The organism is Paraburkholderia kururiensis (genome assembly GCF_034424375.1).
GTDB lineage: Bacteria > Pseudomonadota > Gammaproteobacteria > Burkholderiales > Burkholderiaceae > Paraburkholderia > Paraburkholderia kururiensis_A.
In genome coordinates, this window is the sequence record NZ_CP139965.1 from 766,859 (window position 1) to 790,802 (window position 23,944).

Below are 23,944 nucleotides of genomic sequence, written 5' to 3' on the forward strand. Positions count from 1 at the left end.
GCCGGTCGCCGGATCGCGCCTCGGCGTTGTTACGCGCACTCGCGGCGCACTCGGGCGACGCTCAGGTGAACGCCACCGACCGGTTGCGGCCCTGGCGCTTCGCGCTGTACAGCGCGGCGTCGGCCTCGTTGATCAGCGCTTCATATGCCGACACGCCGCTGCGCGCCGCCGCGCCGCCCACGCTCGCCGTCACGGGCACCGGGTCGCCCTGCACGTCCACAGGCGTATCGCAGATCGTCTGGCGAATCTTTTCCGCCACGCGCATGGCGTCCTCGAGCGGCGTGCACGGCAGCAGCAGCGCGAATTCCTCGCCGCCGAAGCGTCCGAACGTATCCTGCACGCGCACGACGCCCGCCACCCGCTGCGCCATCACGCGCAGCACCGTATCGCCCACCATATGGCCGAACTGGTCGTTGATCTTCTTGAAGTGGTCCAGATCGAACAGCAGCACCGAAAGGTCGCCGCCGTAGCGCTGCCAGCGCGAGAACTCGTCGCGCAGGCGCATTTCGAAGCACCGCCGGTTGGCGATGCCGGTGAGCCCGTCGCGGTCAGCGTATTCCTGGAGCTTGGCCACGGCTTCTTCGCGTTCGCGCTGCACGATGCTCACGTGCGTCACGTCCGACACGGTCACGCAGACGGCCACCACCTCGCGCTCGCGCATGAGCGGCATGAAGGTGCAGTCCTGCTGCATGTAGTCCACGCCGCCCGTAATGGGCCGGTCATGGTCGAACTTGAAAAGATACGGCCGCTGCTCCCACGAACTGAACGCGAAACTGCCCAGCTGGAAGACGCTTTCCACCTTGCGCGTGAGCCACACGCGCGGCAGTTCGGGGAAGCTCGAGAAGATCGAGCGGCCGATCACCTGCTCGGGCCGCAAGCCGCTGTGGTCCTGCATGAACCGGTTCCACATCAGCACGTTCATGTCGCGGTCGAGCACGAAAATGCCGAAGCCGACCCGCTCGACGACGAGGTCGGACAAAGACGGCGTAACGACAGGCGCATTCATAAGCTGGAAAGCAGGGCATCGAGCGCTTCGCTCATGTGGCGAATCGATTCCTCGGCCATCAGCATGACAAGATGCGCGCGGAAACGCTGGTCTTCGAGCGCGAAGTTGACCTCGATGAGCAGCGCCACTTCCCACGCGAGCACGTTCGGCTGGAAGACTTCTTCGAGCGAGATCGACTCGCCGAGCAGTCCGGGCGGCGAAAACACGGGCTGGCGTCCGAGCTGATCGAGGATCGACGACACGCACGCACCCGTCAGCACGTTGGCCACGTCGAACACCAGTTCTTCTTCGCTCGTCGCCTCGTAGGCGGACTTCGCGTACGGGTCCTGAACCAGCGAGCACAGGTCGCTCACTTCGCCGCTGCGGCAGATCACGAGCGCTTCGCCGCGAATCTCCGAGCGGAAGCCCTGGCGCACTGCGGTCACCGCATCTTCTATACCCGTCATTTCGCGCAGCGCCTCGGCCGCTTCGCTTACGTCGACCACGCGCACGCGCGGCACCGAAAGCTCGATGAACGTGTCGAGCAGTACCGCGAGCCGGGTCGCGGCCTGCCCCATCGCCAGATTGGCGACCTCCTGCAGCGCGTCGCGCTGGTCTTCGGTGAGGACTGGCTCAGGCATACAACCCGTACTCCTTCAGGATCGGCAACAGCGCTTCGGGCGTGACCGGCTTCGCAACGAACGCAGCCGCGCCGAGCGTGCGCACACGCTCCTGGGCCATCGGCTGGACGTCGGCGGACACGACGATCACAAACGTATTCAGATCCTCGTGCTGAAGCGCCTCCAGAACCTGATAGCCCGTCATATCCGGCATCGTGAGGTCCAGAAACATCACCGACGCCTTGCCGGCGCGGTACGCGGCAAGCGCCTCGCGACCATTTGACGCATAGGTGATGTCCACGTCCCAGTCGTCCGGCAAGGCCTTGGTGAGCACCTTGCGGGCAAGCAGCGAATCGTCGGCGATCACGATGGGAAGGGACATGGCGGACTTGAATGCAAATGCGGGATGAGTTCGGGCGAGTTAACGGCGACTAACGGCCGTTCTTTAGTCGCCACGCATAGATACACGGCTGGGGAAAGGTGGCTGCAAGGCCCGCGGAAGCCGCCCGCAGGCCGCTCGCTCGCCGCGACGCAATGTGGGACATGGCCCACGGTTCGCTGCTTGCGAATCCGCAATGGAAGATGACGCCCTGCATGTTCGAATGCCAACCCCGTAAGGAACCTGTACGCGAACGGCGGCGTATCACAAGGCGCCGCGCCGGAATGTCCGCGTCTGCCTTGCCTTCCCGTGCTGGTGCGGGTGGTTTTGGGCTGGCCCTCGCGGCATCGTGCGTCCAGACGTTGTGGACGCGTTCGTTTTTTATCGTGGCGCCGATTTTCAAATTAAAGCGGCGAAAATGCAACTCGCCAATAAGCATCTGACAAACAAAAACAACCCGATTTTCCCGTTTTCCAAAAGGTTTCTGCCGTGCTTTCGTCATACGGTTAAGTTTTATCCTTTTGTGTACGTTTGCGCTTCGCGATTTTTCGCTGATTGGCGGGAAAGCGCGGCAAAACTGCCGAGGAAGGGCCGTGCACGCGGCTTGCTCCTGCCGTTCATGCCGGACACATACTTCTTCTCGTTTATGATGACGTTCAACCCGATCCCGGTAAGATTTTGGTCCGTCACACGATGACCCCAGACCCATCCGTCCCGCCCGCAGGTCGTCCGGGCGCCACGGCGGAAGGAGATGACGCCCCGCTCTTCCCCGCCGTTCCCGAGCACGACTTCGCGATGCGCCGCCTCACGCTCATTGCGCTGCTTGTGGCTGCGATCGTGCTGCCTTGCATCTACGTGGCCACCATGGCCTACGACGACCTGCGCAGTCGTGAGGCCGACGCCTCCGATGCCACCGAACGCACCGCACGGGTTGCCGAAGAACACGCGATCAAGGTGTTCGACATGAACGAGACGCTCGACGCGCGCGTGGTGGACCTCGTTCAAGGGCTCGACGACGCGGGCGTGCGCTCGCGCGGCGCCTGGATTCACGAGAAGCTCAAATCGATTGGCGGCGGCTACCCGCAGGTGGCCGCAGTCTCCATCTTCGGCAAGGACGGCACGCTGCTCGCGACCAGCGCCTTCTGGCCCACGCCCGCGGTTTCCATCGCCACCCGGCCGGACTTCGTGGGCATTCGCAACGGCACGGTGCTCGATCACGTCTCGAAGATCATGCAGGGCGCCGTGCGCGGCGGGACCGTATTCAACACCGGCATTGCGCGCAGGGACGCGTCGGGCGCGTTCGACGGCATCGTCTCGGTCGCCATGCGTCCTTCCTACTTCGATACGTTCTACCGCGAGCTGCTCGGCAAATCGCCCATGACGATGAACCTCGTGCGCTCCGATGGCGCCGTGCTGGTCGGCTATCCCGCTGCCACCCATGCACGCGACGCCGTCGACCCGCGCTCGCCGCTCGGCGAAGCGCTGGCGCGCGGCAGCACCTCCGGCGTGGTACGCATGCGTTCTCCTACGGACCACGACAGCCTGATCGTCGCGTACCGGCGCGTGGGCTCGTATCCGGTGTACGTCTCGTGCGGCTATCGGACTTCCGCTATCTGGGCGCAGTGGTACCGCCACCTGAGCGTGCTGCTGCTCTCGATGTTCACGCCGTCCATCGCACTGTGGTGCGTGATCTGGCTTTCGCTGAAACGCCTCGCGGCCGAAGAGGAAGCCTGGGAGCGCTGGCAGGCCGAAGCCGCGATGCGCCGCTCCATCGAATCGGCGTGGCGGCAGTCGCGCAAGATGGAGGCGCTCGGCAACCTCGTGGGCAGCGTCGCGCACGACTTCAACAACCTGCTGATGATCATCTCGGCCAATGTGCAGATTGCGCGGCGGCGCGGCGTGCCGGGCATCGAGCACGAGCTTGCGGCCATGGAGCGCGCGTTGAAGAGCGGCCAGTCGCTCACGCGGCAACTGCTGGGCGTCGCGCGCAAGCAGCCGTTGCACAGCGAGACGATCGCCGTGGCGCGCTGGCTGCCGGCGTGCCGCCAGCTGCTGAAGGCGTCGCTTGGCGCGAAGGCGTCGCTCGTGATGGACATCGAAGAGAACGTCTGGCCCATGGAGGTCGACGTCGCCGAACTCGAACTCGCGCTCATCAACATCGCCGTGAACGCGCGCGATGCCATGCCGAACGGCGGCCGCCTCACGGTGCGGGCACGCAACATCAGTTTCCGGCCCGGCGAGGGCTTTCCGCTCGCGGGCGACTTCGTGCAGCTTTCATTGGAGGACACGGGCGTCGGCATGCCGCCGGAGGTGCTCTCGCGTGCCTTCGAACCGCTCTTCACCACCAAGCCCAAAGGCATGGGAACGGGGCTCGGACTGCCGCAGGTATTCGCCTTCTGCGAACGGTCGGGCGGCCTCGCGGCCATCGACAGCGCCATCGGCGCGGGAACGTCCGTGCACCTTTATCTGCCGCGCGCCTCGGGCCTGCCGCACATCGAGCGGCCCGCCGAGCCGGGCGTGGAAGAAGCCGCGGCGCACGGCCTGCGCGTGCTGCTCGTGGAAGACAACGAGGAAGTGGCGGCCGGCACCGAAGCGCTGCTGCAAATGATGGGTCACCACGTGCAATGCGCGCGTCAGGCCGACGAGGCCATGAAGCTGATCGACGAAGCCGAGGCCAACGCGGTCAGAACGGGCGGGCACCTGCCCTTCGATCTGCTGATCTCGGACATCCACATGCCCGGCACGATGAACGGCATCGACCTGGCCGAAGCCGTGCAGCAGCGCGCGCTGAAGCTGCCGGTGATCCTCGTGACCGGTTACGCCGAAGAACTGGACCGGGCCCGCCACGTGGATGCGCACGTGCTCGCGAAGCCATTCGATATCGCCCTGCTCGAGAAGATGCTGCGCGACATTCAGCGCGAGTTGCCGTCGCACACGCACCTGGCGAATTGACATGCCGGCCGGCGTTGCAGCTGGACATGGCGCGCGCTGCGCTTGTAAAAACGCGCAGCATCGGCGGCGGTCGTGGGAAATTTTTCACGCCGCGAAGATGGCGGCGCGAGCGGGCCGCGCGCATTCCACGCGAATGAGGCGCCCGTCGCGCAATTCATGAAAGGCGGCACATCGGTTGCATATCCTTTTCTGTGAGCGCGTTCTGCCGATATGACGAGGCAGCGGCGCGCCGCCCGTCCATGACGCCATGCCGAGGAGAAAACGATGCGACACACCGTGACAAGCCTGTTCCAGACGTTCGGCGAAGCCGAAGCGGCGCGCAACGCGCTGCTGCAGGCGGGCTTCGCGGCAACGGACATCGGCCTGCGCGGCCCCGCCGCAGGCGATACGGAAGGCATCGGCGTAGCAGGTGAAGGCGGCCTGCTCGCCAACATCGAGCGGTTCGTGGCGAGCCTGTTCGCCACCAGCGCCCAACGCTACGACGGCGGCGACCACCCCGAGCAACCCGAAGCGGTGCGCGAGGCGCTGCGGCGAGGCGCCGTACTGGTTCGTGTCGACACGGACAGCGACGCGCAGGCGCAACTCGCGGCCCAGACGCTAGCCGGGCTCGGCGCGTTGGAAGTCGTGGAGCGTCCGCCGGGCTGGGACGAGCGAACGAGCCGCGCCACGGACCCCGCCTCCGTGCGCGAGCACTCGGTGCTCGACGAGCTGGGTCTGCGTCCGGCGGTGGTACCGCGCCGGCAGCCGGCGTCCGCCATGCCGGCGCAGGACGAAGTTGCGCCGGCCACGCCGCCGCGGTCACGGCATTCCCCTACCGAAGAAGCAGCCGCTGACGTGCCGCCCGAAACCAGCGTGCGGATGAGCAACGACGCGGCGGCTACCGCTATCGCGTCGGCGAGCGCGCCGGGATGCGGCGCCGTCTTCACGCCCGAATCCGGCGCCGCCGCGCCCACGGGTGAATCGCTGGGCAGCCCGCAGCCAGCCCACGAAGAGGAGCCGCCGGCGGGGTACGAAGCCGCGCCGCCGCCGGGCATGCGCGCAGCGCCGCCAAAGGCTGCTCCGTCCATACCGGACGAGTACGTCGAATACGAGGAAGACTTTCGCGGCCACCACGCGGGCCAGCCGGAGCGCCAAAGCCAGCCGTTCGAGGACTTCGAGAGCGCGTACCGCTATGGCGTGATGATCGCCCGCGACGTCAGGTACGTCGGGCGGTCATGGGAGGAAATCGAACCCGATGCGCGGCACGGCTGGGAAACGACGTTCCCCGCCGACGCCTGGGACAAGATCCGCAGCGCAGTACGGCATGGATGGGAGCGTGCTGGGGAGAATCGAGCGGTTTGATCGGAGCGAAACACGCGTCCGGACGCCGGAGCCAGCGCGATGGGCCGGCCCCGGCGCTCACCGTGGGCCTTGGCCCTCAATCGCGGCGCAGACGCGTCGCCCAGGCCACGTAGCGGTCGACGAACCCTTGCAGGAACTTGCGGGTGTCGTCGTTGAGGATGTTCCCGTTGGCGTCGATCCGACTTGCGTCGTGTTTGATGAACATCTCGGGCTGACCAAGTAGCGCCACGTCCAGATAGGAAAGCACGTTACGCAGATGCTGCTGCGCGAGCGCCGTGCCGGTGGCCCCGGGCGACGTGCCCAGCACCGCGCCGGGCTTGCCCGCCCACGAGTTCTTGCCCCACGGGCGCGAACCCCAGTCGATGGCGTTTTTGAGCACGCCCGGGATCGACCGGTTGTACTCGGGCGTCACGAACAGCAGCGCGTCGGCGGCCTCGATGCGCGCCTTGAACTGGCGCGCGGGCTCCGGTAGATCGGCGTCGTAGTCCTGGCTGTAAAGCGGCAAGGCACCGATGTCGACGAATTCGGCGGTGAAGCCTTGAGGCAGAAGCGAGGTGACGGCGCGCGCCAGCTGGCGATTGATCGAGTCCTGACGAAGGCTACCCACCAGCACTGCAATGTGACAAGCCATGTTGAGATCCCCCCGAATGGTCCCGCCGGACGGGACAGATGGCGACGTGAACCTCTCTCAATCATAGGCGGTGAGGCGGGGTGCGTCTTTCTGGCATGGCGCTCTGGCCGCGCCGGCCCGCAGGATTTGCCTGGTGCCGGTGGATAACCTGGCATGGCGGAAAGATATTCACAGTTTCGCTGAATAACTTTGTGGACAAGTTTGGCCAGGGGCTTGTGCTATGGGGGTTTACGTCGGCTTTTTGGGCGAGGGGCCAGGTGCGGTTCGGCAAGAGGCGCCAATCGGGGCTATGAGGTGCCGATGTCCTCGGAACGCGGCTTGCGGATCGTCTGTGCTGCTGCTCTTCAGCCCGCGCCTCGTCCCATGTGGCGAACGAGGCGGCCGAGGCACAGCGCCCAACCGATGGAGGACCCACGATGACTTCCGAATCACCCCGGCATTACGCCGGTAAATCGCAGGATGAAAGGCTGGCGGCCCGCAAACATCAGAAGCAGAAATCGCAGGAGCAAGCCGGAGGGGAAATGGCCGTGGAGGGCACTGAGGCCGACGCCGAACACAGCTGTGGTGAACTGTCCGAGCGCGGCAAAGAGGTGTGGCAGCGGGGTAACGGCATGGACGGCGGCGGCTTGACCTAGCATCCGCCGACGCCTGCCGGTCGGGATGGCCATCGATGGGTCATCCCCTGCCGGAGGCGACCAGCTTACTGTCCGAAGAACACGTTGCAGTACGAGGCGGGGCCCTGGCACGTCGACGCGTTGTTCTGGCTGGCGGCTTGAGTGGCCGCATGGGCTGCGCCCGTCGCGGTGGCGAGCAAGGCGGCCGACGAGACGATGGCGAGAAGAATGCGTTTCATGGTGTCGCTCCTGAGGGTGGTCGATCGACGTTGATCGGTGGCTGGAGAATAGCGACGGAGCGTTCACCTAAAAACAGGCTCGCGGAAAAGACATTTTCTTGATAATTGCAACAGTGTGCGTCGGGAGTCAGGGCGCTGTTTCCCTGTGCTGGGCATTGTTTGATTTCGCGCCGCTCGGGCGGGGCCTAGAGGGCCTACAGGCAATGGGTTTCGCGCTTTTCTGCTGCGGAATGGAGGAACGGTGACAGAGATGAGCACCGGCTTCGGGGCCCCTACCGTTTCAGAAACTGCAACGATGTATTTCCTCGGCTGTAAGTACCCCAAGCCGTGCCTCTGTCATTTGGACGCTTCCGCGCCGACATAGTCCTGAGGAACTGCGTCCATGCGGGCGGGCTACATAAACATAAGGTGCGGAATGTGAGAGAAAATGCGCTCCGGGTCCGACGTGCCATAGCGCCAGATCGTCCTGCTATACGCGGCATGGCATTGTCGGAGCGCGTCTCGCGGCACAAAGCAGGCGACAGTCGGCGCGTCGGTTCGCCGTGCCGGCCGACATTCGCCAACCACGCTCCTCGACATGACCACGCATCCGATGCTTCGCCTCTTGCCGTCTGCACTACGCGGAAGCGTCCTTGGCAGCCCGCTTCGGCCGGACGCTCGCGCTCGCCGTTGGACCGCCTTGGCGCGGCAAGCGGCGCGCGACATTGGGCACCTCGCATGAGCACCGTTGCGGCCCGGCCGGCGCCGGACGATCCGGTCTACCTCGCTCAGTTGAGGCGCGACCTGCTTCGCTTTGCCCGCTTGCAGTTGCGGGACGCAGCGGCGGCCGAAGACGCCGTCCAGGAAGCACTGACCGCCGCCTGGATGCACGCGGACCGGTTCTCCGCGCAGTCCGAGCACAAGACGTGGGTCTTCGGCATCCTCCGCCATAAGTTGGTGGATACGTTGCGCATACGGCAGCGCACAGTGAACATCTCGTCGCTCGAAGGCGAACTGGACGACGATGCCCTTCTCGATCGCGAGCTCTTCAAGGACAACGGACACTGGACAGCGTATGCGAAACCACGTCCGTGGCCGACGCCGGAGATCGTGCTGCAACAGCAGCAGTTCTGGCAGCTTTTCGAGATGTGCCTCGATCATTTGCCCGAACACATTGGACGCGTCTTCATGATGCGAGAGTTTCTCGACCTCGAAATCGCCGAGATCTGCGCCGAACTGGAGCTGACCGCCAACCACTGCAGCGTGCTGATCTATCGCGCGCGGCTGCGCTTGCGGACGTGCCTGACCGAAAAGGGTCTTTCAGGCGAGGACGCGCATGGGCAAGTGTAAGAACATCACGCGACTACTTTCGGACGCGCTCGACAGGCGGCTCACCGCGAGCGAATGGCTCGCCGTCCGCGTGCACCTGCCCACGTGCAGCGGATGCCGCAACTATCGGCTGCACATTGCGCTGCTTCGTGCGGCGGCGCATGAAGTGAGCGGCATCTCGGACAACGAGTCCGCCGCACGCGAAGAGTAACGATCAGCGCTGCGACGGCGGTTTCGCTGCGTAGTCTTGAAGATAGCGCGCGTGCGAGGCGAAATCGACGGACGCATCGCGACGCTCGGTACTTGCCGGGTACTTCATGAGCATCGCCCTCGGACGGACGGGCCGATGTTCGAAGCCGCCGCCGCAGTTCGGGCAGACATTTCGCAGCATCGTGGTCGCACACGCTTCGCAGAAGGTGCATTCGAAGCTGCAAATCATCGCATCGGGCGCGTCGGGCGGCAGAGCCTTGCCGCATGCTTCGCAGGACGGTCGGAGTTCGAGCATGGCGATTTTCCAGGTGGAGGAAGCACTCGTGCGATCCAGTCTCGGGCACGAACGCCGCGTAACAGCTGTGCCGGTACTCGCGTCGAGAGACGGCTGCGTTGCTGGCCAATCGAGGAATCGACGCGGTTTTCTGGTGCGATCCCCTGGCTCAATCAAGCTTCGCCGTCGTCTTGTCTTGCCTCGTACCGGTGAGCGAGTCTCGAAGTGTAGCGACCGCCTCTTCCGCACCTCCGCCATTTCGGCCTCGAATCCCGCCAGCGTCGGCGCTCGGATAACAACGCCGATGAAAGCGCACTCAGTCGAAAAGCGCGTTGACGTTTTCCGGCGGACGTCCAATCACAGCCTTCCCATTGCGAACGACGATGGGCCGCTGCAGCAACACAGGATGTTTTGCGAGCGCGTCGTACAACTCGTCGTCGGTCACGCCTTCCCGGCCTAGATTCAGGGCTTCGTACTCGGCCTCGGACGTGCGCACCATGTCGCGCGCCGGGCAGCCGAGCAAGCGGTTCAGTTCCTTCAACTGAACGACCGACAGCGGCTGTTTCAGATATTCGATAACTTCGACTTTTTCGTGCGCGGTGTCGCCAAGGCCTGCGATGAGTTCACAAGCGCCACGAGATTTCGAGCACCGCGGGTTGTGGTAAATCGTGATCATGGGTCAATTGATGTCGAGGTAAGTGGATGGTGCGCGAGCGGGTGGTCTGCGGTCTGCCTGGTTTGGCGCCGGCGGTTAATCGACTATCGGGCCGCGACTCGGACACTGTGTTGTTTTGGGCGATCAGACAAACGAGGTTAGGCCGTTGATGCGTCGCTTCCGCGTGTTACCCCGATGGAGAACGCGATCCGTGTTTTCACTGCGCGCCGGGTGCGCCCCGCGCGGCGATGGAATTTTAGCTTGCTACCCGGCGATCAACGTCGGCGCTCGTTGCTTCATTCGAGGCTGGCAATGACGAAGCAACAAAGGCTGAAAGCTCTGGCTTTGTTGATATGCGCGAGGCAGGCGTTCACTGCGTAGCGACTGCTCTTCGTCTTCTTGCAGTTCGATTTATTTGTCCAGTTTTATTTCTTCTCATTAGACGGATAAGTCCCCAGCCCGCATGACGACAAAGCGCGGCTGAACTGACCGGACGAAACGCGAGGGCATTGCCGCTCGTGGTCTTGCTGTCGGCGCCGCGATTGCCATTGATGTCCTAGATACGTTTCGCTTTGACGCGCCGACTAGTTTCCCTCCGGGAAGGAAGAACAGACCTCCGCGGTGTTTTGGCCATGTCGCTCCGAGGGCTTCTGACGGTGCGGCACTGAAACCCCGATGCGGCTGAGATGGCGCCAAGAAGGCTGAGCGCGCGACATACGACGCACCGCAAGGCGGATGTTGTCCGCGAAATGAAGGAAAAGGCCGGACGAGGGAGATGACTGATCTGACCTGGCGTTCCTAGACGTTGGGATCAAGCGCGTTGGTTGGTACCGAGCGCGCCGCACGAGGCCGTCCGGGGCGCCGCGGCCATCGGGCTGAAGCCCTCAGAGATGCGTGACGTCGCCACATCCCGAACCTCGTCGCGTACTACGGCCTCGAGCGAATTGTGACCATCCACGGATGCCACGCGCGCATACCAGCCCCTCGGTTTATGCGCATAAAGCGTGTCCGCCGGACGTAGCTGGCAACACGCCCGGGAGAGCTTCGCACCACACACGTATGGTTCAACGGAGCTCAATAATCGCCTCGCCGCAACACCTTAGTGGGGCTTCACATATGGAGCCGTCGCTTCGCGGAACAGCACGATGCCCTAATGCCGCTCCGAGCTCAGACTTCATTGGCGAAGACGTACTCGCATCACACGTGAGTCCATTCCGGGAAGACGATCGGCGAACCATCGCATAGAAACTCTCGCCGTACACGCATCTACTCATCGGCGACAGCACGAAGCCGCGCGCCTCCGCGTTTATGCGCATAAACCCCTCGTCCGAATGGCCAATCGGTGGTTTCTCCACGACAAAGTCATTGAAAATAAACTTCTTCAAGGTAAAATTCACCGGCATCGAAACGGAGGTAACAATTGGCGGCTGAAATCATCGCAGTCACTCAACAAAAGGGCGGCGTGGGGAAAAGCACGATAGCCATGCATCTCGGCGCTGCATTCCATGAAAGGGGAAAGCGAGTTCTGGTCGTCGACGCCGACGGGCAAAATACCCTGGTTCACTGGGCAAGCGCATCCGCGGAAGGTGAAACCGGCATCCCGTTCCCCGTGGTAAACCTCTCCGAGGCAGGCGGGCAGATCCACCGGGAGATAAAGAAATTCATCGGCGACTACGACATCATCGTGGTCGATTGTCCGCCGTCCATCACCGAAAAGGTTTCGGGCGTCGTACTCCTTGCTGCCTCCATTGCTGTCATTCCCACTTCGTCGTCGCCTGCTGACTATTGGTCGAGCGTGGGTCTGGTGAAGCTTATCCAGCAGGCACAAGTGATGAACGAAGATCTTCGGGCGGTCTTCCTGCTCAACAAGACGGAAGAGAAGCGCATGCTAACGCGCGAACTCAAGCGTGCATTGGAAGAACTCGGCTTCCCCCTGCTCAAAACGCAAATTCCCACGCGCGAGGCGTACAAGCAAGCAATGGCGTTAGGGCAAACCGTCCTGCAAATGAGCGATCGCGGCGCAAAGCTGGCAAGCATCGAAATACGGGCATGTGCGGATGAAATCGCCAGCATGCTTCCCTGACTTTATGCGCATAAAGGACCCTGAATGAAATCATCCCAGTTCGCAAAAGGCTTCCAGGCGCGGCCCGACACAACCAGCAGCGAAAAGCGCACCGCACTCGATCGCCTCAACGCCATCGACGGCCTCGTACAAAGCAAGCCGAAAACCGGTGAATCGGTGGGCCGTGCAAGTCAGCCTGTGCTGAAGCCTGTGCCAGATGATCTGGAGCCGACGGATACCGTCAATGAATCAGCGGAGTACCGCGCGTGGCGCCTTGCGCAGGGGTATCGGCCCGGACAGGTCATCGAACTTGCGCTCAAAGCAATCAAGCCGAGTCCCTTCAATCCGCGATACTTCTACCTGAAGTCGTCGATCGCCGAGCTCGCCGTGAATCTGGCGAAGCAAGGTCAGCAGCAGCCAATTCACGTCATCCCCGACTACGACAATCCGGGTACGTACTTCGTCAGCGACGGAGGGCGGCGCGTGCGGGCGTTGAAGGAGGCGAACAAGGAAGCTGTAAAGGCCGTCGTTATCGATCTGCCGATCGGAATTCAGAGCTACAAGCTCGGCTACGACCTCAACGTACAGCGCGATTCGCAAACCGTCTTCGACAACGCTGTCGTCTGGAAACGCTTCATCGAGGAGAAGCATTTCCAGAGTCAGAAGGAGCTGGCCGAACATCTCGGTCTCGACGAGTCCACCGTCGCCGTCGCGCTATCCATCGCCAAACTGCCCGAGCCCGTCATGCAGGAAATGGTGGCACGTCCGGAACGTTTTGGTTCCAACATGGCCTATCAGGTGGGCCGCTATCACACGGCACGCGGAACCGACTCGACCCTGCGTCTCATCAACCGGATCCTCGCTGACGACCTCAGTACGCGTCAGGTGGCGGATATCGTGAAGGGCAGGGCGAGCCCGCAGGAGACTCCAAAGCCGACGGGCCGTCAGCGCTACGCGCAACGCCTCGAAGTGAAGCTGGATGGCGTATCCGTCGGCGACCTGAAATCGTATGGAGACGACAGACTCGAGCTCAGATTGCGCGGCTTGTCGAGAGAGAAACGCGACGACATCCTGCGGCAGATCGAACAGATCCTCGCGCAGAAGTAAGAGGGGAGCTTATGGCGGGCGCCTTCGCGGCGCCCCCAGCGCTTTCGGGCCCGCTCTCAGCGGCCGTCGTGAAAATCCGCGCGAATAACGTCACTGCCGCAACGAGCAGCGTCACACATCAAGCGGCTCTCGACTGACTCAAAGTAAACGAAAGCAGATCGCCGTCCGTCGGCTCGCCCCACGTCTTGCGCGCGAGCCAATCGAAAAACGCCGTTTCGGCCAGCTTTGACTCCAACCCACGTCGGCGCCAGTCGTCACGAAGATGCGAGCCCAAGCCGGGCAGTTCGTCGGACTCGAACGTCTCGCGCGCGAGGCCCTGCTCCACCGAGCCTTGCTCCTCGTAGAGCGCCTGGGCTTCCTTGCGTCGATACGCTGCGTATTCGCTCAACAGGCGCGCCTTGAGATCGTCCGCCGGCACCGTGGCACCACCGGACGACTTGCCGCCGCCCGCAGACGGCAACGCGTCCACCGGCGGCGCATAACCCTTCTTGAGGGCGTCCTTGAACAGCGCCGCCGCGCTGCGCACCGGGGGCAGCGTCGTGCTGCGCATGCGCTGTTCGGTCATCTGCAGTGCCGCGCGAATCCGGTTTTCCTCGCTATCGGCATACAGCGATTGCGCTTCCTTGAGCGGAATGCCGAGCTTCACCATGCGATCCACCAGCGTGCTGTCGAATACGTTGGGATGCTCGTCGAGCGCGAGCATGGGCTGCTTGCGCTCAGTGACACGGAACTGGATCTCCGCCACACGACGACCTTCCCGATGTTCGATCAACTCGACGAAGATGTTCGTAACGGCATTCACCTCGGCAATCGCGGGACGCAGATAGTCGCGCTTGAAATATTTGTACTCGCGCTTGGCTTCGTCGCCAGCCTCGGTGTCCGGCGTTCCGGAGAGAATGGGACGCCACCATTCCCACGGCTCGCGCATCGTGAGATGACTCGGATTCGTGAGGTATCGAACGCAAATCTCGTACAACGCGAGCCCCGCGCTGCTGCGCAACTGGCTCTGGAACTGGAGACTCAGTCGAGCGTACTGGACCGGATCGAGCAACTTCTTCTTGATCTTCGGCGCGAACGAAAATTCGACCCACACACGACGTGTCTGCGGGTCTTCCAGAATTTCCGCGTCGGCGATAAGTGTCGAGATGCCCCACTTGCGGCCGGGCTTCTGGCTGGAAGTGCCCTGGCTCCACTCGACCTGCACTGAAACCATTCGCCGAAGGTGCTCTTTCACGAGTGCCGTGTCGTTGGAATCGAACGCCGAATTGGCCACGATATCGGACAGCAACGCGCGGTAGGTATCGCCCGACTCGTCAGCTTGCTGGGCGACCGCCAACAGCACGTTGAACAGCTTGCGGGTGAGCAGGGTGATCTTGCCGCTCTTCGGCTGGATCGCAATGGCCTCGACGGCTTTCCGCAATTCGGCTGAGCTAGGACTCACCACATCGGTTTTCTTCGCGCGCTTCGTGGCCATGCGTCGGGTCGATGAGAGATTTTCGCGACAGCATACCTTCACGGGTGATATGCGTCCATAGGGCCTCTCTCACCATTGCCGGTGAACTGCGTTTACGAACCACGGCTCACCGCGAGTGGGTCCCGAAAACGCTCACCTTCAATCCAACTGAACGTTTCGCGGTCGCTATGAGGCGTGTGGACCAGGCGTAAGTCGACCGGAGAAACGCCAAACCGTGCCGCTGTTCTCAACTCCCGTATCCGCTCACCGTCCAGACTGTGGCGATTTCGCGACGGGATGCACACTAGAAATGTGGCCGGGGGAAATCGCTTTCACCCACCACCACATCCCGTGCCCAGCCGCATTCCGCCCGGCGCTGACACCGTTTTGCGCAGCCCCCCCGAGCGGTCTCGAACCGCAACATCGTCCGCCCACTGGCCCGGACGAAGGCCCTGCTTTCCAAACCCCTGAGCGGCAGTCCGGTAGCCGTCCCCACTTATATCGTCTCGGGAAGGCCGAATGAGGACGTGAGGTGCGCCGAAGCGCGACGCACGACGAACGGAAGATCGAGGAATAGCGCCAAACAGCGCCCCGCCTATCCATCCGCCGGCGACCGGCCATCGCCATAACCTTGCTTGCGTAACTACTCGGCAGGCTTATCGGAGGATTTTGCTCTAGATGACCCGCTGCGGTACGAGACGGGGTCGGTCGGACAGTAGCTGCGCCGTTCACAAACCGTCGCCTGTGCGGTGGGCGATGAGAATGAGGGCTGGGAATTCGCAGCTATGCGTCGCATGAGTCCCGAAAAGTCTCACCGTCCGCTTCCGGAGGAGCGGCGCCCAGTCGTGATTTACGCTCAAGCCACATCGCGTAGATCGCCCCTACGCTCCCGGAAAGCTTCACCGATGACTACTTCCTGAGCGCCCGAATGCTTCGCGAAGCGTCTCCGAAGTCGCTCCCGAAAACGCTCACCTCTCCGTATTCCTGGCGAAATTCCCAATCCTGGCGGGTATTTAGCAAAATAGAAGGCATTCCAGAAGCACTGTTCTCCTCCCGAAAACGCTCACCTGTTCCGGGCAACCGGGCACCTGGGCCACAGCCGATCGGCGATGGGCCGGTCCCGAAAAGCTTCACCTTTTACCTGCGTGGCCGCGCAAGGAGCCCGCCCGCAAGAGCCCACAAATCGAGCGTGCGCGGGAGCCGATATAGCGCTTTCTCCCGAAAACGCTCACCTCACGGCGCCATAACGCGCCCCGGTTATCCCGAAAACTCTCACCAAATATCCAGTCGGATGGCCAAAGCGGACAGTCGCAGCTATCGAAACGCTATCCCGAAGAACCTCACCATTGAGCCCCAAACTCACAAACCGGCGCACAAATGCTGACTGGGCGCTTTGGTCGACATTTCCAATCCCGTAAACGCTCACCATTGCCTCGAGAAGGCCCAATATCCGCGCAACGACCGGGCAGCCGTCCCGAAAAATCTCACTTCTGGACGCCGTTTCTTCCCGTGATACTTCACCTTCACATCAGCGGAGGGCAAGGAAACGGCCAATATCCCGGCGCCGGCCGCTCCCGAATCGGCTCACTATGCTGCTCTGCACACCGCCGATCACTGTTTAAGTGCAAAAAGGCTTCGCAAGCCATGTGATCCCGTAACGTCTCACCCACGCAAGGCAGTCGCAATGAATCGCTTCCCGAACCCGCTCACTTCGATTCCCGCAGCTCCTCACCGCCTCCCCCGAACCTCGTCACCGGCTTATCCCGTACTGTCTCACCAGGTGTCCCGCACCTTCTCACCCGATCGCCCGGAAACCCTTGTCTACCAAGGCTTCACCATGGCGTTAACGTTTTTAACTTGGTTCAAGGGTGTTTACTTTTATATCTCTCAAGATAAAAGCAGTGAGCTCTCTGAACATTTGTCCTAGAAGAGAGGCCGGCTGGCTCTGCAGCAGCGTGAAACAGTGACAAAACAATGAATGAGCCGTTATTTCCTTTTAGAAACAAGCGGTTATAGCCTAATCTTAGTTTTGTTTCACGGAAATTGCTTCGGCCATCGACCTACGACGCAGCGCAAGCAGCTAAGCGAGGCTTCCGAGAAAGATAGACGTCCAAGGCCACCAAAACGTATCAAAAAATACGTAGTTTGTTATGATTCGAACGGTGTAACTCCATGAGGCCCGAATGAATCTTGATCAAGAACGCTCAACAATACGCCAGGAACTGGAAACCATGCGGGCGAGCGGCGCTCGACGACAGGACTTATCGCTCCACGCGTGCAAGCGGCTCTTTTTCGATCTGGGCGTCCGTCCGTCGATGGCCGCCGTCCGCGATTTGACGCAGACCGGCAGCGCGAGCGACATCCCCAAGGACATCGATCTTTTCTGGGAGCGCATTCGGGCAGCGTCGCGTGTCCGCGTAGGTGCCGGCGTTATACCGAAAGGACTCGAAGACCGTGCGGGCGAACTACTCGGCTCGCTGTTCGAGGAAGCGGTTTCACACGCCAAAGCGCTGCTCGAAGACGAGCGCGCCGAGATTCACCAGGCGCTCGCCGCAGCCGAGCAAAAAGTTCGCGATGCCGAACTGCTGCGTGCCGCCGCCGACGATCACGTGCATCGCAGCGAAGCTCGCGCCGAAGCCGCATGGACGCGCGTTCGGGAGCTCGAGGCCCAATTGGCGGCCTCGACCACCCATGGTGCGGCCCACCAGGAAAACCTGCAAAGCACCGCGCGGCGCCTCGAGGCTGAAAACGAGGCGCTGCGCAAACGCATCGATGCCGAGCAAGCCACCAACGCGACCTTGCGCGACCGGATCGACGCACTCCACGCCGACCTTCGCGAAAGCACCGAGCACTACGCTCAGCAGATCAAGGACGCCGTGGCCGAAGCCGAGCGGCGCGTCAAGCCGATGCTAGTCGAGCTGGATTCGCTGCGGTCGATGGCAGCCACCTGGCAGACGGCCCAGCGCGACGCAAGTCGCAAGGAATTCGACTTCATCCAGCAACTCTCCGCGGCCAAGGCGCGGGCCGACCGACTGGACGCCAAACTTCGTGAACAATCCGACGAAATCGATGCTCTTACGCATGAATTGACGGCCTTGCGCTTGCAAAACGGTGTGGACCCGCGCGTTGCTACGCTTCTCTGCTCATTGGCCACCGAGGGCCGGCTGACAACGGCGGAACTCGCGACCATGGGGACCATGCTGGATGGTCACGTCACCCTGCCGTCGCACTGCCCGAAGTGCGCGGAGGGTGAACCGGAGCTTTCCGAGGTCGATCACCAGTTCGAGCTGTCGTGTCCGGAATGCGATCACTCGTCGGGCATGGGGGCATCGAGGCTGGAGGCGGTCACGCGCTTCATGTCTGTCGACGCGCATTCCACTTCGATCTAGCTTCATCGCCGTACTGAAAGGCACGACCGCCGATCCGTTGCACGTATGACGGCGCGCCATGGGTGAGCTGATACGGGAACCGATTGCCAGGCCAAAGGTGAGCGTTTTCAGGACTCACCGCCCCGGGTGCCTATCACGATAGTGGCCGTCGACGCTTCCGCTCAGCTATTGTCCGCGCGCTTTCGGATCGTCTCCAGACGACACGTCGGCACGCCGGGCCGACACGTCGATTCGATCGGCCCACGCCTTCCACGCTCGGTGCAGCCGGTGCGCCGACAGAGCCTGTGCAAACCCCAGCCACTGTCCGACGAGTTCCGCGCTCACGCCGCTTTCGAATAGATCGGCGGCAAACGTATTGCGCAGCGTTTGCGGGCTGGCCCGGCCCTCGCGCGCGAGCCCCGCGGCTTCGACGATTGCGTCCACCGCCCGCAGCACCGTCGCCTTGTGCATGGGCCGCCCGGACGGGGACGCCGGGAATACGAGCGGCCCAGGCAAATCCGCGGCAGAGCGTTCCGCCAGCCAGGCATCGAGCAGCGCGACGCTGAACGGCGACAGACGCGAGCGACGCGTGAATTCGGGATTGGCCGCTTCGATCACGACCCACGGTGAACTGTTCGTGACGCAACTAATGGAAAGCGTTATTGCTTCGCCCGTTTTTAAACCTCCGCCGAGAAACACGGCCACCAGGGCCCGGTCGCGGCGCTCGCGCCAGCGTTGTGCCGCCGAGGTGCTGGAAAGCGGTGTGAACAGATACGCCACCAACGTGGCGCGCTCGGCCACGGTCAGGAAACCCGTCGGCTCGTTGTCGCGCGCGGTTCGCCAAGCCGCGTCGGCGTCCTGAGCGATGAACCGTGCCGGGTTGGTGGACGCATGCTCCATCTGCCGGACGTGATCCAGTACGCGCTCAATGAGCCTTAAATAGCGGGCTTTTTGCGTCTTCCGGATGGAGCGCTCTGCAACGAAATTGGCGATGGTCTGCATGTCGACCGTATGGAGATTTTTGCGCCTCGCCTTGAGCCAGTCGACGAATTGGCCCCACTGCGCGCGGTAAATGTCCGCCGACGATGCCCGGAAGTTTTGCGCCGTGAGCCACACCTCAAAGGCCGCGTGCGGGTCGCGGAGCCAATCTTCGCGTTGCGGATCGAAGAGGTCGCTTCGTTGCGCATCGCGCGTTGCGACCTCGGAACGGGACGGCGCAGACATCGGCTAACTCCCATTAGTTGCGTCAATTGGTTGCCTCGGATTGAGACGCCAACAAACGCTCACGCTCTCTCCGGGTAGACGATCAACGGAGGCTCAGCCGCCCCATGCGCGTTGTCGGCGTACGGAACGGGCCGCCTGCGACCGCCCGGAGGCGGACGGGTCCACGCTTTCGAGCGCCCGCTCGTACGCGGCGACAGCAAATGCGAACACCGGCGGCAACGCGTTGGACGCGCCAAAGTCGACTACGTCGTCGGTCTCTGGGTAGGACAGGCCGTGCGGACGTTGAAAGAGGTTCAGCATCGCCTCGTCATGGCGGCTGGCGAAGCCGAGGTCGGCGAGTGCTTCAGCCTCGATTGCGTGCAGCAGCCGCCACGTGAGCGGCACGCGCTGCACGATATAGCGCGACGCGATACGTCGGACGATGTGGTTGAGGTCGCGCGCCGCGGACTGAAAGCGCAGCGCGGCAAGGTCGTGGTCGTTCGGGGTGTTCATGTTCTGCTCCGGTCGATCGCCCAATACTGTACAAACATACAGTATTGGGCGCAACCTCGACACGGCGGTGCGAACAACCATCTCATGCAGCGCACCGTTCGGCGCGCTCGCAGCGTTTCCTCACCCGTGAATGACGACGAGCAGCGCCCGCGCGTCCGCCTTGCCTGCGTTGCGGATGGCGTGCGGCTGGTCTGCAACGTAACGCGCCGTTTCGGAGGCCTTGAGCCGTCGCTTCGTGCCGGCCGCTTCCACTTCCATCGCACCTTGCAGGACCGTGAGATGTTCCCGCGTGCCCGGCTCGTGCGCGCTCGAGACGAGTGCGCCGCCCGGCTGCAAAGTCAGCTCGTACCACTCGAAACGGCCGGCGAGTTCGATCGGTCCCCACACACGCAACTGATAACCGGCGTCGTGGCCGTTCAGCGTGGGAATATCGTGCGGCCCAGCCACCGCAATAGCCTCCGGTGCCCTTTGCTGCGCGAACAGCGAATCCAGATTGACACCCAGCGCGTTCGTGAGCCGCCACGCAACGGCAATGGTCGGGTTCGCCTTGTCGCGCTCGATTTCCGATAGCATCGATTTCGATACGCCCGCGGCCCGCGACAGGTCGTCGAGCGTCATGTGCCGCTCGCTGCGCAGCCGCTGGATCTGTTCGCCCACCCGCGGCGGCGCAGCGACGGCCGGCACGGCCGGTGCCACCGCAGCGGCTGTTGCGGAAGACTTCGAAAGTGCGGACGTGCGCCGGTTGCCCGAGCTTGCCATTTGATGACCCATCGTTTAGAGTTGTTCGATATACCGAACTATAGTTCGGAAAAACGAAAATTTCCGGTAAGACTGACGGCGACTATAGCAGCGTGGTACTCCGCTGGATAGTCGGCCGGCCGGCAACTGCCGCCGGGCCACGAGCCTCGTGCGGCGCGATCCTGTCAGGAGCCTCGTTCATGCGTGAACCCTACCTCGCCCATTTGCGCACCACGCTCGACCAGATTCGCGCAGACGGTTTCTACAAGACCGAACGCGTCATTGCGAGCCCGCAGTCTTCGGACATCCGGCTTGCCAGCGGCGCCGACGTGCTCAACTTCTGCGCGAACAACTATCTCGGGCTCGCCGACGACCCGCGCCTCATCGCGGCGGCGAAAGAAGGTCTGGATAACGACGGGTTCGGCATGGCCTCGGTGCGCTTCATCTGCGGCACGCAGACGGTGCACAAGCAACTGGAAAGCGCACTCGCCGCATTTCTGCAGACCGACGATTGCATCCTGTATTCCAGCTGTTTCGATGCGAACGGCGGCCTCTTCGAAACGCTGCTCGACGAGTCCGACGCTGTGATCAGCGACGAACTGAATCACGCGAGCATCATCGACGGCGTGCGGCTGTGCAAGGCGAAACGCTATCGCTACCGCAACAACGATCTCGCCGACCTCGAAGCGAAGCTGCGCGAAGCCGATGCCGCCGGCGCGCGCTTCAAGCTGATCGCCACGGACGGCGTGTTCTCCATGGACGGCATCATCGCGAACCTCGCCGGCATCTGCGATCTGGCCGACCGATATGGCGCGCTCGTGATGGTCGACGACTCGCACGCCGTGGGGTTCATCGGCGAGCACGGCCGCGGCACGCCCGAATACTGCGGCGTGGCGGGCCGCATCGACATCATTACCGGCACGCTCGGCAAAGCCCTGGGCGGCGCATCGGGCGGCTACGTGGCCGCACGCAAGGAGATCGTCGAACTGTTGCGGCAGCGCTCGCGTCCCTATCTGTTTTCCAACACGCTCACGCCCAGCATCGCGGCTGCGTCGCTGAAGGTGCTCGAGCTGGTTCAAAGCGCAGAGGGCGCCCAACTGCGCGAGCGCGTACGCGGCAACGGTGCCCACTTCCGCCGCGCCATGACAGACCTCGGCTTCACGCTCGTGCCTGGCGAACATCCCATCATTCCGGTGATGCTCGGCGACGCGCAGATCGCGTCGAGCATGGCGGACGCGTTGCTGAAGGAAGGCGTCTACGTGATCGGTTTTTCGTATCCCGTGGTGCCGAAGGGGCGCGCGCGCATTCGCACGCAAATGAGCGCGGCGCATACGCCGGAGCAGATCGATCGCGCCGTCGATGCGTTCGCGCGCGTCGGCAAGTCGCTGGGCATTGTTTGATACGGGACACAGCGCACATGAAAGCACTCGCAAAACTCGAACGCGCGCCGGGCCTCACGCTCACACGCGTCAAAAAGCCTGAAGTGGGTCACAACGACGTGATGATCCGCATTCGCCGCACCGCGATCTGCGGTACGGACATTCATATCTGGAAGTGGGACGACTGGGCCCAGAAGACGATTCCGGTGCCCATGCACGTGGGACACGAGTACGTTGGCGAAATCCTCGAGATGGGCCAGGAAGTGCGCGGCTTCGCGATTGGCGACCGCGTGTCGGGCGAAGGGCACATCACGTGCGGCTTCTGTCGCAACTGCCGCGCGGGGCGCCGGCATCTGTGTCGCAATACGGTGGGCGTGGGGGTGAACCGCGAAGGCGCATTCGCCGAGTATCTGGTCATTCCCGCTTTCAACGCATTCAAGATTCCGCCTGAAATTCCGGACGATCTTGCCGCGATCTTCGATCCGTTCGGCAACGCGACGCACACGGCGCTTTCGTTCAACCTGGTCGGCGAGGACGTGCTGATTACCGGCGCGGGGCCCATCGGCATCATGGCGGTGGCCATCGCGAAGCACGTGGGCGCGCGTAACGTCGTCATTACCGACATCAACGATTACCGGCTCGATCTCGCGCGCAAGATGGGCGCCACGCGGGCGGTGAACGTGTCGCGCGAATCGCTGCGCGACGTGATGAACGAACTGCACATGACCGAGGGCTTCGACGTGGGGCTCGAAATGTCGGGCGTGCCGAGTGCATTCACGGCGTTGCTCGAAGCCATGAACCACGGCGGCAAGGTGGCGCTACTCGGCATTCCACCTGCGCAAACGGCGATCGACTGGAATCAGGTCATCTTCAAAGGGCTGGAAATCAAGGGCATTTATGGCCGCGAGATGTTCGAGACCTGGTACAAGATGGTGGCCATGCTGCAAAGCGGGCTCGACCTGTCGCCCATCATCACGCACCGGTTCGCCGTGGACGACTACGAAAAAGGCTTTGCCGCCATGCTTTCCGGCGAGAGCGGCAAGGTGATTCTCGACTGGACCGAGTGACCCAACGTCATCCTGCGCGGGCCGTCCTGGCCCCGCGCGCTTACGCTATTCAGGTTCCGGCCGCGTCGGCCGGCTTCACGAACTCCGCTTCGATGCGCACGCGCACGTCGTCCCCCACGGCGGGATACCACGTCGACAAGCCGAACTTCGCGCGACTGAAGTGCCCTTGCGCGGAAAAACCTAACGTGGCTTCCTTGGTGAGCGGGTTCGGTGCGTAGCCGTTGAACGTGACATCGAGCGTGACGGGCTGTGTCACGCCGTGAAGGGTGAGGTCGCCCGTGAGCGTGCCACGCGCGTCGCCCGTGCGCTCGAAACGCGTGCTGACGAAGCGGACCTGCGGATAGCGGGCCACGTCCAACATATCCGTACCCTTCACCATCCTGTCGAGCACCGGCACGTTCGTATCCACGCTCGCTGCGTCTATCGTGGCCGCCACGCTGCTGCCGGCCAGTCCATCGGGACGCCAGTCGAGCTGCGCCGTCACCTTGTCGAAGCGCATCGTAAAGCGCGAGTAATGGAAGTGATCGACATCGAACGACACGTTCCAGTGATGCGGGTCTAGTTGATAGTGTCCCGCAGGCACGCTGGCTTCCTTCGTGCTCACGCTATGCGTGACGACCCTCAGCGGTGTGCAGGCATTCAGCACGACGACGGGCACCGTCAACGCAAGCGCCAGTGCACCACGCGCGACGAGTCTTGCAGTACCCGCAACGACAGTTCGGTCCATTCCTTTCTCCCTCCCGGTTCATGAGCGGCGTGATGGGCAACACGATAGCGCAACTGCTCGACGCCCACCCGCGTGACCACCGCCCCGTCCCACTCCCTTTCGCATTCAAGGCACTTGAC

Annotated in this window: 22 protein-coding genes; 10 read left to right on the top strand and 12 right to left on the bottom strand. The window is 62.9% G+C overall.

Annotated features, from left to right (window positions below; translation table 11 throughout):
- Positions 1-61: 61 nt before the first annotated feature.
- Genes U0042_RS03545 through U0042_RS03555 form a run of 3 tightly spaced genes read right to left on the bottom strand, consistent with a single transcriptional unit; the run spans position 62 to position 1,987 of the window.
- Positions 62-1,006: a sensor domain-containing diguanylate cyclase gene (locus tag U0042_RS03545; protein WP_114809893.1), complete on the bottom strand. Its 945-nt coding sequence runs from the start codon at positions 1,004-1,006 to the stop codon at positions 62-64.
- Positions 1,003-1,626, bottom strand: coding sequence for a chemotaxis protein CheC (locus U0042_RS03550; protein ID WP_114809894.1), 624 nt, complete (start codon positions 1,624-1,626; stop codon positions 1,003-1,005). The genes U0042_RS03545 and U0042_RS03550 overlap by 4 nt, the downstream gene beginning before the upstream one ends.
- A complete protein-coding gene (locus tag U0042_RS03555; RefSeq protein WP_114809895.1) occupies positions 1,619-1,987 on the bottom strand; it encodes a response regulator in 369 nt (122 codons plus the stop codon). The genes U0042_RS03550 and U0042_RS03555 overlap by 8 nt, the downstream gene beginning before the upstream one ends.
- Positions 1,988-2,677: 690 nt before the next feature.
- On the opposite strand from U0042_RS03555, the gene U0042_RS03560 reads away from it, so the two are divergent.
- Together U0042_RS03560 and U0042_RS03565 are read left to right on the top strand one after the other, a co-directional pair.
- Positions 2,678-4,936: a hybrid sensor histidine kinase/response regulator gene (locus U0042_RS03560; RefSeq protein WP_114809896.1), complete on the top strand. Its 2,259-nt coding sequence runs from the start codon at positions 2,678-2,680 to the stop codon at positions 4,934-4,936.
- Between the two features lie 264 nt (positions 4,937-5,200).
- On the top strand, positions 5,201-6,277 hold the full coding sequence (locus U0042_RS03565; RefSeq protein WP_114809897.1) for a hypothetical protein: 1,077 nt from the start codon (positions 5,201-5,203) through the stop codon (positions 6,275-6,277).
- 76 nt (positions 6,278-6,353) lie between these two features.
- Here U0042_RS03565 and U0042_RS03570 read toward each other — a convergent pair whose 3' ends face one another.
- Positions 6,354-6,908 carry an NADPH-dependent FMN reductase gene (locus U0042_RS03570; RefSeq protein ID WP_114809898.1) on the bottom strand — a complete coding sequence of 185 codons (555 nt, stop codon included), beginning with the start codon at positions 6,906-6,908 and terminating at the stop codon, positions 6,354-6,356.
- A gap of 416 nt (positions 6,909-7,324) precedes the next feature.
- On the opposite strand from U0042_RS03570, the gene U0042_RS03575 reads away from it, so the two are divergent.
- Positions 7,325-7,543 carry a hypothetical protein gene (locus U0042_RS03575; RefSeq protein WP_114809899.1) on the top strand — a complete coding sequence of 73 codons (219 nt, stop codon included), beginning with the start codon at positions 7,325-7,327 and terminating at the stop codon, positions 7,541-7,543.
- 65 nt (positions 7,544-7,608) lie between these two features.
- Here the strand turns inward: U0042_RS03575 and U0042_RS03580 are convergent, their stop codons facing one another.
- A complete protein-coding gene (locus U0042_RS03580) occupies positions 7,609-7,761 on the bottom strand; it encodes a hypothetical protein (protein ID WP_198665244.1) in 153 nt (50 codons plus the stop codon).
- Positions 7,762-8,478: 717 nt separating this feature from the next.
- On the opposite strand from U0042_RS03580, the gene U0042_RS03585 reads away from it, so the two are divergent.
- Positions 8,479-9,090 (top strand): RNA polymerase factor sigma-70, encoded by a 612-nt coding sequence (locus tag U0042_RS03585; RefSeq protein WP_114809900.1) that lies wholly within the window; start codon positions 8,479-8,481, stop codon positions 9,088-9,090.
- Complete coding sequence (locus U0042_RS03590; RefSeq protein ID WP_114809901.1) at positions 9,077-9,280, top strand: zf-HC2 domain-containing protein; 204 nt, start codon at positions 9,077-9,079, stop codon at positions 9,278-9,280. Before U0042_RS03585 ends, U0042_RS03590 begins: the two co-directional genes overlap by 14 nt.
- Positions 9,281-9,283: 3 nt before the next feature.
- Here U0042_RS03590 and U0042_RS03595 read toward each other — a convergent pair whose 3' ends face one another.
- Entirely contained in the window at positions 9,284-9,574 is a 291-nt protein-coding gene (locus U0042_RS03595) for a DUF1272 domain-containing protein (RefSeq protein ID WP_114809902.1), read from the bottom strand.
- A 295-nt stretch (positions 9,575-9,869) separates the two neighbouring features.
- A complete protein-coding gene (gene arsC / locus U0042_RS03600; protein WP_114809903.1) occupies positions 9,870-10,229 on the bottom strand; it encodes an arsenate reductase (glutaredoxin) in 360 nt (119 codons plus the stop codon).
- 1,399 nt (positions 10,230-11,628) lie between these two features.
- On the opposite strand from arsC, the gene parA reads away from it, so the two are divergent.
- Together parA and U0042_RS03610 are read left to right on the top strand one after the other, a co-directional pair.
- Positions 11,629-12,291 carry a ParA family partition ATPase gene (parA, locus tag U0042_RS03605; protein ID WP_114809904.1) on the top strand — a complete coding sequence of 221 codons (663 nt, stop codon included), beginning with the start codon at positions 11,629-11,631 and terminating at the stop codon, positions 12,289-12,291.
- 24 nt (positions 12,292-12,315) lie between these two features.
- Positions 12,316-13,377 carry a ParB/RepB/Spo0J family partition protein gene (locus U0042_RS03610; protein WP_114809905.1) on the top strand — a complete coding sequence of 354 codons (1,062 nt, stop codon included), beginning with the start codon at positions 12,316-12,318 and terminating at the stop codon, positions 13,375-13,377.
- A gap of 118 nt (positions 13,378-13,495) precedes the next feature.
- On the opposite strand, the gene U0042_RS03615 is transcribed toward U0042_RS03610, so the two are convergent.
- On the bottom strand, positions 13,496-14,851 hold the full coding sequence (locus U0042_RS03615; RefSeq protein WP_114809906.1) for a replication initiation protein: 1,356 nt from the start codon (positions 14,849-14,851) through the stop codon (positions 13,496-13,498).
- 2,162 nt (positions 14,852-17,013) lie between these two features.
- Between U0042_RS03615 and U0042_RS03620 the strand changes: the two genes are divergently transcribed.
- On the top strand, positions 17,014-18,219 hold the full coding sequence (locus U0042_RS03620; RefSeq protein ID WP_114809907.1) for a DNA-binding protein: 1,206 nt from the start codon (positions 17,014-17,016) through the stop codon (positions 18,217-18,219).
- A 165-nt stretch (positions 18,220-18,384) separates the two neighbouring features.
- On the opposite strand, the gene U0042_RS03625 is transcribed toward U0042_RS03620, so the two are convergent.
- From U0042_RS03625 to U0042_RS03635, 3 genes are all read right to left on the bottom strand, one after another.
- Complete coding sequence (locus U0042_RS03625; protein ID WP_114809908.1) at positions 18,385-19,422, bottom strand: tyrosine-type recombinase/integrase; 1,038 nt, start codon at positions 19,420-19,422, stop codon at positions 18,385-18,387.
- A gap of 93 nt (positions 19,423-19,515) precedes the next feature.
- Positions 19,516-19,914, bottom strand: a complete 399-nt coding sequence (locus tag U0042_RS03630; RefSeq protein WP_114809909.1) for a DUF2471 family protein — start codon at positions 19,912-19,914, stop codon at positions 19,516-19,518.
- A 120-nt stretch (positions 19,915-20,034) separates the two neighbouring features.
- Positions 20,035-20,685, bottom strand: a complete 651-nt coding sequence (locus U0042_RS03635) for a helix-turn-helix domain-containing protein (RefSeq protein WP_232833276.1) — start codon at positions 20,683-20,685, stop codon at positions 20,035-20,037.
- Positions 20,686-20,852: 167 nt separating this feature from the next.
- On the opposite strand from U0042_RS03635, the gene U0042_RS03640 reads away from it, so the two are divergent.
- Together U0042_RS03640 and tdh are read left to right on the top strand one after the other, a co-directional pair.
- Positions 20,853-22,052, top strand: coding sequence for a glycine C-acetyltransferase (locus U0042_RS03640; protein WP_114809910.1), 1,200 nt, complete (start codon positions 20,853-20,855; stop codon positions 22,050-22,052).
- 17 nt (positions 22,053-22,069) lie between these two features.
- A complete protein-coding gene (tdh, locus tag U0042_RS03645; RefSeq protein ID WP_114809911.1) occupies positions 22,070-23,098 on the top strand; it encodes an L-threonine 3-dehydrogenase in 1,029 nt (342 codons plus the stop codon).
- 49 nt (positions 23,099-23,147) lie between these two features.
- Here tdh and U0042_RS03650 read toward each other — a convergent pair whose 3' ends face one another.
- On the bottom strand, positions 23,148-23,825 hold the full coding sequence (locus tag U0042_RS03650; RefSeq protein ID WP_114809912.1) for a YceI family protein: 678 nt from the start codon (positions 23,823-23,825) through the stop codon (positions 23,148-23,150).
- Positions 23,826-23,944 lie beyond the last annotated feature (119 nt).

What these genes read in the sequence shown, in the direction of transcription:
- U0042_RS03610 (WP_114809905.1), top strand. Translation starts at nt 12,316, where the DNA reads ATGAAATCATCCCAGTTCGCAAAAGGCTTCCAGGCGCGGCCCGACACA.
- U0042_RS03650 (WP_114809912.1), bottom strand. Translation starts at nt 23,825, where the DNA reads ATGGACCGAACTGTCGTTGCGGGTACTGCAAGACTCGTCGCGCGTGGT.
- U0042_RS03640 (WP_114809910.1), top strand. Translation starts at nt 20,853, where the DNA reads ATGCGTGAACCCTACCTCGCCCATTTGCGCACCACGCTCGACCAGATT.
- U0042_RS03615 (WP_114809906.1), bottom strand. Translation starts at nt 14,851, where the DNA reads ATGGCCACGAAGCGCGCGAAGAAAACCGATGTGGTGAGTCCTAGCTCA.
- arsC (WP_114809903.1), bottom strand. Translation starts at nt 10,229, where the DNA reads ATGATCACGATTTACCACAACCCGCGGTGCTCGAAATCTCGTGGCGCT.
- U0042_RS03620 (WP_114809907.1), top strand. Translation starts at nt 17,014, where the DNA reads ATGAATCTTGATCAAGAACGCTCAACAATACGCCAGGAACTGGAAACC.
- U0042_RS03590 (WP_114809901.1), top strand. Translation starts at nt 9,077, where the DNA reads ATGGGCAAGTGTAAGAACATCACGCGACTACTTTCGGACGCGCTCGAC.
- tdh (WP_114809911.1), top strand. Translation starts at nt 22,070, where the DNA reads ATGAAAGCACTCGCAAAACTCGAACGCGCGCCGGGCCTCACGCTCACA.
- U0042_RS03575 (WP_114809899.1), top strand. Translation starts at nt 7,325, where the DNA reads ATGACTTCCGAATCACCCCGGCATTACGCCGGTAAATCGCAGGATGAA.
- U0042_RS03565 (WP_114809897.1), top strand. Translation starts at nt 5,201, where the DNA reads ATGCGACACACCGTGACAAGCCTGTTCCAGACGTTCGGCGAAGCCGAA.
- U0042_RS03550 (WP_114809894.1), bottom strand. Translation starts at nt 1,626, where the DNA reads ATGCCTGAGCCAGTCCTCACCGAAGACCAGCGCGACGCGCTGCAGGAG.
- U0042_RS03595 (WP_114809902.1), bottom strand. Translation starts at nt 9,574, where the DNA reads ATGCTCGAACTCCGACCGTCCTGCGAAGCATGCGGCAAGGCTCTGCCG.
- U0042_RS03560 (WP_114809896.1), top strand. Translation starts at nt 2,678, where the DNA reads ATGACCCCAGACCCATCCGTCCCGCCCGCAGGTCGTCCGGGCGCCACG.
- U0042_RS03630 (WP_114809909.1), bottom strand. Translation starts at nt 19,914, where the DNA reads ATGAACACCCCGAACGACCACGACCTTGCCGCGCTGCGCTTTCAGTCC.
- U0042_RS03580 (WP_198665244.1), bottom strand. Translation starts at nt 7,761, where the DNA reads ATGAAACGCATTCTTCTCGCCATCGTCTCGTCGGCCGCCTTGCTCGCC.
- U0042_RS03625 (WP_114809908.1), bottom strand. Translation starts at nt 19,422, where the DNA reads ATGTCTGCGCCGTCCCGTTCCGAGGTCGCAACGCGCGATGCGCAACGA.
- U0042_RS03635 (WP_232833276.1), bottom strand. Translation starts at nt 20,685, where the DNA reads ATGGGTCATCAAATGGCAAGCTCGGGCAACCGGCGCACGTCCGCACTT.
- U0042_RS03585 (WP_114809900.1), top strand. Translation starts at nt 8,479, where the DNA reads ATGAGCACCGTTGCGGCCCGGCCGGCGCCGGACGATCCGGTCTACCTC.
- U0042_RS03555 (WP_114809895.1), bottom strand. Translation starts at nt 1,987, where the DNA reads ATGTCCCTTCCCATCGTGATCGCCGACGATTCGCTGCTTGCCCGCAAG.
- U0042_RS03570 (WP_114809898.1), bottom strand. Translation starts at nt 6,908, where the DNA reads ATGGCTTGTCACATTGCAGTGCTGGTGGGTAGCCTTCGTCAGGACTCG.
- U0042_RS03545 (WP_114809893.1), bottom strand. Translation starts at nt 1,006, where the DNA reads ATGAATGCGCCTGTCGTTACGCCGTCTTTGTCCGACCTCGTCGTCGAG.